The organism is Rhizobium sp. CF142, from assembly GCF_000281145.1.
Taxonomy (GTDB): domain Bacteria; phylum Pseudomonadota; class Alphaproteobacteria; order Rhizobiales; family Rhizobiaceae; genus Rhizobium.
The window spans coordinates 37,929-46,656 of sequence record NZ_AJWE01000031.1; the positions used below are offsets into that span (position 1 = coordinate 37,929).

8 protein-coding genes are annotated in these 8,728 nt (G+C 61.1%); 1 reads left to right on the forward strand and 7 read right to left on the reverse strand.

Annotated elements, in window-relative coordinates:
* Genes PMI11_RS09195 through PMI11_RS09205 form a run of 3 tightly spaced genes read right to left on the reverse strand, consistent with a single transcriptional unit; the run spans position 1 to position 2,540 of the window.
* A complete protein-coding gene (locus tag PMI11_RS09195; RefSeq protein ID WP_007815881.1) occupies positions 1 to 411 on the reverse strand; it encodes a VOC family protein in 411 nt (136 codons plus the stop codon).
* Between the two features lie 10 nt (positions 412 to 421).
* Positions 422 to 1,519: a Gfo/Idh/MocA family protein gene (locus PMI11_RS09200; protein ID WP_007815883.1), complete on the reverse strand. Its 1,098-nt coding sequence runs from the start codon at positions 1,517 to 1,519 to the stop codon at positions 422 to 424.
* A gap of 10 nt (positions 1,520 to 1,529) precedes the next feature.
* Positions 1,530 to 2,540, reverse strand: coding sequence for a Gfo/Idh/MocA family protein (locus PMI11_RS09205; protein WP_007815885.1), 1,011 nt, complete (start codon positions 2,538 to 2,540; stop codon positions 1,530 to 1,532).
* Positions 2,541 to 2,910: 370 nt separating this feature from the next.
* Here PMI11_RS09205 and PMI11_RS09210 point away from each other — a divergent pair, with 370 nt between their 5' ends.
* Entirely contained in the window at positions 2,911 to 4,071 is a 1,161-nt protein-coding gene (locus PMI11_RS09210) for a fumarylacetoacetate hydrolase family protein (RefSeq protein WP_007815887.1), read from the forward strand.
* A gap of 1 nt (position 4,072) precedes the next feature.
* Here the strand turns inward: PMI11_RS09210 and scpA are convergent, their stop codons facing one another.
* The 4 genes from scpA to tauA form a co-directional block, all read right to left on the reverse strand.
* A complete protein-coding gene (gene scpA, locus PMI11_RS09215) occupies positions 4,073 to 6,208 on the reverse strand; it encodes a methylmalonyl-CoA mutase (protein ID WP_007815889.1) in 2,136 nt (711 codons plus the stop codon).
* Positions 6,209 to 6,307: 99 nt separating this feature from the next.
* Positions 6,308 to 7,138 (reverse strand): ABC transporter permease subunit, encoded by an 831-nt coding sequence (locus PMI11_RS09220; protein WP_007815891.1) that lies wholly within the window; start codon positions 7,136 to 7,138, stop codon positions 6,308 to 6,310.
* On the reverse strand, positions 7,135 to 7,929 hold the full coding sequence (locus PMI11_RS09225) for a taurine ABC transporter ATP-binding protein (protein WP_007815893.1): 795 nt from the start codon (positions 7,927 to 7,929) through the stop codon (positions 7,135 to 7,137). The genes PMI11_RS09220 and PMI11_RS09225 overlap by 4 nt, the downstream gene beginning before the upstream one ends.
* A gap of 62 nt (positions 7,930 to 7,991) precedes the next feature.
* Positions 7,992 to 8,728 (reverse strand): taurine ABC transporter substrate-binding protein (gene tauA, locus PMI11_RS09230; protein ID WP_007815895.1); only part of this gene is annotated, 737 nt, incomplete at its 5' end.

Here is an 8,728-nt window from a genome sequence, read left to right on the forward strand (position 1 = left end):
TCAGCCAAGCCGGTTCTGCGACCGCTCCGCAAGCTCGACAATGATGCCATCGGGATCGCGGACAAAGGCGATCCTGTTCAGCATCTCCGAATGGACGGCAAAGCGCGGCAGCTCCTTGATTTCGACGCCTGCCGCTTCCAGCTGCGCGAAGGTTTCTTCGACATTCTTGAAATGGAAGGTGATGTGCTTGACGCCTGCCGTTCCTTCGGGAAGATCGACCGCGCGAGCGGCCCCGCCAGACGGGGCGAAAACTTCCAGCATGCCGCCGCCAGCGTCGAGGAAGGCAACCTGCATGCCATCAGGCATCTGCTTGCGCAGCTGCAGTTTTAGCCCGAGCAGACCGCAATAGAACTCGATGGCACGATCCATATTGCTGACGGTCATACCGATATGTTCGAATGATTTCAGCATCTTCACTACCTCAGACGCCTGCCGCAACGCGCCGTTCTTCTTCCGGCAGCCAGGAACGATACAGCGGATGATCGGCCGTGATCGGCATCGGCGTCGGTTGGCCCGTACGCTGCGAGTAATAGGCGGCTGTTACGAGTTCAAGCGAATTGCGCGCATCCTGCAAGGTGACCGGCGGATCCTTGCCCTCCATAAGGGCCTGATGGAACAGCTCGAACTGGCGCGTATAACCGTCTTCCTTGGCTTCGTAGCCGGCAAGCGCTGCGTCGATGCGGGCCTGATGTTCCTCGGTCCCAGCGATGAAGGTCCAGGGATCGCGGCCCATCGTGTAGGGTTCCAGAATGCTCTCGGCAACGAGATCCCTGAAGCAGAAACGCAGTCTGGATATCTCCTTGCGTGAGCCGAGCGTCATGGACAGCGTAGCGAGGGAGCCGTTCTGCATCTTCACCGACAGCGCGGCGGTATCTTCCACCTCGATCGGATTGACCAGCGTCGCGCCATAGGAAAACACCTCGGCGCATGGGCCGTGTACATAGTTCAGCATGTCATGGGCATGGATCGCATGGCCGAGCAGGCCGCCGCCGAGTTCCGTCGCCCATTTTCCGCGCCAGGGCACGGCGTAATAGTCCGGCCCGCGCCACCAATGGGTCTCGATGGTGGTGAGGAAGGGCTTGCCAGCCAGGCCGCGCTCGATCAGAAGCTTCAGCTTCTGCAGGCCGCTGCCGTAACGGTACTGGAAGATCGGCATCAGCTTGCGGCCGTTCGAACGCGCCAGGATGCGCGCCATCTCGTCCACTTCGGCGATTGAGCCGAAGAGCGGCTTTTCGCAGATCACGTGCTTGCCACTTTCGATCGCCTTCCTGCAAAGCTCGAAATGCGAGCTCGGCGGCGTGGCGATATCGATGATATCGAGATCGTCGCGCGTGAAGAGCGAATCCGTATCCTGGGTATATTCAGGAATCTTGTGCTCCTCGCAGAGCGGCTGGCCGCGATCCGCGTCGAGAGAGCAGAGAACAGGAACCTCGAAAAGATCGCGGTTCCAGCCGAAGCCTGTCAGATGCCGTTCGGCAATGCCCGCGCCGATGACGCCCACGCGCAGTTTCCGTGTCATGATGTTTTCCTCAGCGGGTGCCGATGCGGGCGGCCTTGGTCTGTGCTTCGATTGAAAGGCGGCAGACCTCGTAAACGTGGCCTTGCGTCATTGCCGTTTCGGTGCGGTCGCGTACATCGGCGGCAAAGGCGTCGAAATAGTCGAGCTTCTCGCCGCTGCAATCGATATGCGTCATCTCCTTGCCGTTGACGAGGAAGAGATGGTCCTTGCCAGGGCGACCAGCAATATCGATATATTTGCGCAGCTCGATATAACCCTCGGTGCCGAGAATGGTCAGGCGTCCATCGCCCCAGGTGGGCAGCGCTTCCGGCGTGAACCAGTCTACACGGACATAACCGCTTGCCTTGTTGGACCGCAGCAGCACTTCGCCGAAATCCTGGAATTCAGGCTTTTCCGGCATGCCGAAATTGCCGACAGAGCTTGCGACCACCTCACCCGTCGTCGAGCCGGTGTAGAACAGGAACTGGTCGACCTGGTGCGAGGCGATATCGACGATGATGCCGCCGAAGGCTTCCGGGTCAAAAAACCAGTCCGGCCGTGTCGGCAGCTGCAGCCTGTGCGGCCCCATGCCGAGCGTCTGGATGACCTTGCCGATCGCCCCTTCCTTGACGAGCTTGCCGGCCTTGACGGCGGACCGTACGCAATGGCGCTCGGAAAAGCAGATGGAGAAGATCTTGCCGGTCTCGGCAACGGTACGCTTGACCTCTTCGAGCTGGGCGAAGGTGGTCACGCCCGGCTTGTCGGTCATCACATCCTTGCCAGCCTTCATGGCGCGGATGGCAAGGCCGGCGCGGTCGCGCGGAATGGCGGCAATGCAGATGACGTCGATCGAGGGATCGGCAAAGATCTTCTCGCGATCGATCTGCGGCGCATCCGGATAGGTCTTCTCGAACATTTCTCGGATTGCGGGCACAGTCGTTTGCGGGCAATAACCGACGAATTCGGCACCAGCGGCCAGCAATCCCTTCACATGATCGAACGTGTGCCCATGGTCGATCCCGACGACGGCAAATCTCAGCATCGCAGTATTATCCTCCCGGGGAAGTTTCTCAGGTCGGCCTACGCCGACCCTTCTCCATGGAGCAAAACAGACAGCGAAAGAGAGCCCCTGTCAAGGCAAGATAGGCGGAAAAACTCTTTTGCCTCTTTTGTAAATATCTGAAATCGAACGGTTATTTTGTATCTAAATAGTTATAAGTTATGACAAAATGCCGCTGACACACTCTATTATCTCTCAAGTGCCCACTGCAGATACGAACCGCTTTTCGCCTGTTGAGACTTGCTCTTGCCCGGTGAATATGCTCGATTTTCGGGAGCCGTCGGGTAGGAGGACGGCAGCTATCCCTTTCTGCAGGAGCGCTCCCCGCTCCGCCCTGTGACGGAAGATCACCATGTCCCAATCCCTCCTCGATGCTGCCGCTTCGGGCGGCCTGTTTGTCGGCCGCGTCTGGAATCCTGATGTTGCCGGGCCGAGCATCGTGACGCTTCGCGACGGCGCACTTGTCGATGTCACCTCCGCCGAAGCGCCGACGCTGAGCGCGCTGCTGGAACGAGCCGATGCGGCAGAGTTCGTCCGCGCCGCCTCCGGCAGGGCGCTCGGCACGCTCGAAGCAATCGCCGCCAACAGCACAGGCAAGCCCGATGCGAGCAAGGCCTATCTCCTGGCACCGGCCGACCTGCAGGCAATCAAGGCCTGCGGTGTAACCTTCGCTCAGTCGATGATCGAACGTGTCATCGAGGAAAAGGCGGCCGGCAATCCAGACCGTGCCGCCTCGATCCGCGAGCGCGTCAGCACGCTGATCGGCGGCAGCCTGACCAATATCAAGGCGGGCTCGCCTGAAGCTGCCAAGGTGAAGCAGGCGCTGATCGAGGAAGGCATCTGGTCGCAATATCTCGAAGTCGGTATCGGCCCCGATGCGGAAGTCTTCACTAAATCTCCAGTACTTTCCTCCGTCGGTTGGGGTTCGGATGTCGGCCTTCACCCGATCTCGACATGGAACAATCCGGAGCCGGAAATCGTCCTGGCGGTCAACAGCCGCGGCGAGATCAAGGGCGCGACACTCGGCAATGACGTGAACCTGCGCGACGTCGAGGGCCGTTCCGCGCTGCTGCTCGGCAAGGCGAAGGATAACAACGCCTCCTGCTCGATCGGGCCTTTCATCCGCCTGTTTGACGCGAGCTACAGCCTTGACGACGTGCGCAAGGCCGAGCTGGACCTCAAGGTTACCGGCCAGGACGGTTTCGTGCTGCACGGCAAGAGCTCCATGTCACAGATCAGCCGCGACCCGACCGATCTCGTCAAGCAGACGGTTGGCGCTCACCATCAGTATCCTGATGGTTTCATGCTGTTCCTCGGCACGCTCTTTGCGCCGACGCAAGACCGCGATGCAAAGAACCAGGGTTTTACCCACAAGGTCGGCGACGTCGTGGAAATCTCGTCGGCCGGTCTCGGCGCGCTGCTCAACACCGTCGGGCTGTCGACCGAATGCCCGCCCTGGACCTTCGGTATCTCGGCGCTGATGAGCAACCTCGCAAAGCGCAGTCTGCTCTAAGCTACTGGTTTCGCCTTATGCCCTGCAGCAGGTCGAGAACGGAGTTCGCCGCCTCGAGCACATTGGTACCCGGGCCGAACACGGCGGCAACTCCGTGTTCGTGCAGGAATTCATAATCCTGCCGCGGAATGACGCCGCCACAGACAACGATGATATCGCCGCCGCCCTGCTCCTTCAGCCGGTCGATCAGCTGCGGCAATAGCGTCCGGTGGCCGGCCGCCAGCGACGAAACGCCGATGACGTTGACCTTCTCGCCGAGCGCCATGCCGGCCGCCTCCTCCGGCGTCTGGAACAGCGGACCGGCAAGAACATCGAAACCGACATCGCCGAAAGCCGAGGCGATGACCTTGGCGCCGCGGTCATGCCCATCCTGGCCGAGCTTGGCGACCATGATCTTTGGCTTGCGACCCATCGCCTCGGTCACTTCAGCCATGCGGGCTTTCAGAACATCCAGTTCCGGCTCATCGCGATAGGCGGTTCCATAGACGCCGCGGATGACCTTGGGTGTCGCGAAATGATCGCCGAAGATCTCACGCATCGCATCAGAGATTTCGCCAACGGTGGCCCGCGCCCGCGCGGCTTCGACGGCGGCGGCGAGCAGATTGCCATTGCCGCTGCGGGCAATGTCCGAAAGCGCGGCCAGCGCCTCCTTCACCTTCATGCCGTCACGGCGACGCTTGGTTTCCTCGATCCGGCGGATCTGCGCAGCACGCACCGCGCTGTTGTCGATCTCGAGAATGTCGATCGGCTGTTCGGTCTCCAGCCGGTATTTGTTGACGCCGACGATGACCTCGTCGCCCTTGTCGACCGCGGCCTGGCGACGGGCGGCGGCTTCCTCGATCAGCCGCTTCGGCAAGCCTTCATTGACGGCCTTCGTCATGCCACCGAGCGCCTCGACCTCTTCGATCAGCGCCCAGGCCTTGTCAGCCAGTTCCTTCGTCAAGCTCTCGACATAATAGGAGCCGGCGAGCGGGTCGACGACGTTGGTAACGCCGGTCTCGTGCTGCAGAATGAGCTGCGTATTGCGAGCAATACGCGCGGAAAACTCCGTCGGCAGCGCGATCGCCTCGTCGAAGGAATTGGTGTGCAGCGACTGCGTACCGCCGAGCACCGCCGACATCGCCTCAAAGGCAGTGCGGATGATGTTGTTGTAGGGATCCTGTTCCTGCAGCGACACACCCGATGTCTGGCAGTGGGTGCGCAGCATCAGCGAAGACGCTTTCTTCGGCTGGAACTCCTCCATGATGCGGGTCCAGAGCAGGCGGGCGGCGCGAAGCTTGGCCGCCTCCATGAAAAAGTTCATGCCGATCGCGAAGAAGAAGGAGAGCCGGCCGGCAAAATCATCAACATTCAGCCCCTTGGCGATCGCCGCACGCACATATTCGCGCCCGTCGGCGAGGGTGAAGGCAAGCTCCTGCACCAACGTCGCGCCCGCCTCCTGCATGTGATAGCCGGAGATCGAGATCGAATTGAATTTCGGCATCTCTTTTGCCGTATATTCGATGATATCGGCGACGATGCGCATCGAGGGTTCCGGCGGGTAGATATAGGTGTTGCGGACCATGAACTCCTTGAGGATGTCGTTCTGGATGGTCCCGGAAAGCTCGGCCTTCGAAACACCCTGCTCCTCGCCGGCGACGATGAAATTCGCCAGAATTGGGATGACGGCGCCGTTCATGGTCATGGAAACGGACATGTCCTGCAGCGGAATGCCGTCGAAGAGAATCTTCATGTCCTCGACGCTGTCGATCGCAACACCCGCCTTGCCGACATCGCCGACGACGCGCGGATGATCGCTGTCGTAACCGCGATGAGTGGCAAGGTCGAAGGCGACCGAGAGCCCCTTCTGGCCGGCAGCGAGATTGCGGCGATAGAAGGCATTGGATTCCTCGGCGGTCGAAAAGCCGGCATATTGCCGGATCGTCCAGGGACGGCCAACATACATGGTGGCGCGCGGGCCGCGGGTGAATGGTGCAAAGCCAGGTAAGCTATCCGCGTCAGTGCCATCGAGATCGGCGGCGGTGTAGAGCGGTTTGACGTCGATGCCCTCGGGCGTGTGCCAGGTCAGCGTATCTGGTGCTGCGCGCAGCTCCTTTTCCGCCAACGTCTCCCAGTCCGACAGCGTCTTCTTCGCCATATCATCCTCCGCATCGTCTGCGCGCCACGCTACCACCATGCGGCGACGCGGCGCGATACAGCCTTAGGATAATTTGATCGGCAAGGCGATGATAGACGTTCAGCGATGCGCAGCCCAGGGCACGAAAACCCGTTCGATCAGTCGTGCCAGGATCTCCAGCAGGAAAGCGATTGCAGCAATCACGATGATCCCGCCGATGACGATATCGGTCACCAGGAACTGCGCAGCAGACTGGATCATGAAGCCGAGACCCTGGCTTGCCGCGACGAGCTCGGCCGCGACCAGCGTCGACCAGCCGGCGCCGAGCGCGATGCGCGTGCCCGTCAGGATCGACGGAATGGCGCCCGGAAGAATGACGTGCAGCAGCACCTGCAGCCGGCTCGCCCCGAAGGAGCGGGCAGCGTTGACGAAATCGCCGGGGGCGGATTTGACGCCTGATGCCGTCGACAGGATGATCGGCGGCAGCATGGCGAGCGAGATGACCGTAACCTTCGATGCCTCGCCGATGCCGACCCAGATGATGATCAGCGGTAGATAGGCCAGCGGCGGCAGGGGCCGCAGGAATTCGACGATCGGGTCAAGGATGCCCTTGCCGATACGGCTCGTGGCGATCGCAAGACCTGCCGGCACACCGATGATGAGCGAGACGGCGAGCGCTGCAAAGATGCGCAGCAGGCTCGCGAGTGTATGTTCGGCGAGCGTGGAATCGACGAAGCCGTTGACTGCGACGTTGGCGAGCGATTTCGCCACGACAAGCGGCGACGGCAGGAAGACCGGCGAAACGGCGCCATAGGCCGATGCCAGGCTCCAGCCGGCGATAATGACGGCGATGGTTGCAAGCGAGATCGGCAGTGTGCCGCGGCGTTTCGGCCGCGCCTCTACCGGCTGATCCGGCACTCTGGTCGCCAGTGCTTCCGCCTCGACGCTCATGCGGCAATCTCCTCTTCATCCGCATGGATAAGTGCGGTCAGCTCGTCGTGCAGATTTTTAAACGCAGTGAGCGCCTTGATCTCCTTGACGCTTTTGCCGTCGAGCAACGCCTTGCCAAACTCGGTCCTGATGTCGGCGACGATGCGGCCGGGATTGGGTGCCAGCACGATGACGCGTGTCGCGAGCAACAGCGCCTCATCGATGCTGTGGGTGATCAGCAAGGCACCGGTTTTGCTTTCCGCCCAGACATCCAGCAGGAATTTCTGCATGCGGCTGCGTGTCAGCGCGTCGAGCGCACCGAGCGGCTCATCAAGCAGCAGGAAACGAGGGCCGGAGGCCAGGGCGCGGGCGATGCCGACGCGCTGGCGCATGCCGCCTGAGAGTTCCCAGATATTCTTGTGACCCGCACCATCGAGCCCGACTTTCTCCAGCAGTTCTTCTGCGCGGCGCTGTCTCTCGCCTTTCGGGATGCCCTGAAGCTTCAATGGAAAGGCCACATTGCCGGCGGCGGTCAGCCAGGGATAGAGCGCGTCGTCTTGAAACACCACGGCCCGGTCTACGCCCGGCCCGTCGATCTCTTTTCCGTCGACCAGTACACGCCCCTCGCTGGGCTCAGTGAAGCCTGCAGCAATATTGAGAAGGCTTGTCTTGCCGGAGCCCGAACGGCCGATGACCACCACGAACTCATCGGAGGCAATATGCAGGTTGATGCCATCGAGCACACGCCTCTTCCGACGACTGCCTGCCTCGGCGTAATCGAGCGACAAGGACTGTAATGAAAGTATGCTCATGAGCATCACCTGTTTGAGAAAAAACCGGCGCAGCCGAAGCCGCGCCGGGACCCTTGGGAGGATCAAAGACCTGCCTTGGCTGCTTCCTTGACCCAGCGGTCGGAAACATAGGGGCTGTAGTCCTTCAGGACGCCGGGGATCTTGCCCTGCTCCAGAAGGAAGGCCGAGGTTTCGGCAACAGCCTTGACCGTGCCGCCACCGAGGAGATCGGCGCTGGCCTGTTCCTTCAGGCTCGGGAACGTGTAGCCCTTGAGAAGAGCCGGCACTTCATCGGTCTTGGCGCCGGTGAGCTTGGCGATCTTTTCGGCTTCCGGTGATTTCGCATTCCAACTATCCGGATTGGCGAGGTAGGAGGCGTAAGCCGCACCCGTGACCTTCACGAAGCCGATGACGACTTCCGGATGGGCCTCGGCAAATTTCTTGCTGACGATCCAAGCATCGAAGGTCGGGCCGCCCCACTTGGCGACATCGGCGGAGGTAGCAAGCACGCTGCCGCTCTTTTTCAACTGCGCCAGGACGGGATCCCAGACATAGGCGCCGTCGATGTCACCGCGCTCCCAGGCAGCAGCGATTTCCGGCGGACGCAGATTGAGGATCTGCACCGACTTCGGATCGACCTTCCAGTGCTTCAGCGCCGTCAGCAGGCTGTAATGCGCAGTCGAAACGAAGGGCGTGGCGATCTTCTTGCCCTTCAAGTCTTCTGGCTTGGCGATGTTCTTGACCGCAAGCGCTTCAGCGTCGCTGATGAGGCCGACGACATAGATCGTCTCGATCGGCAGTTCGCGGCTGGCGGCAGCCG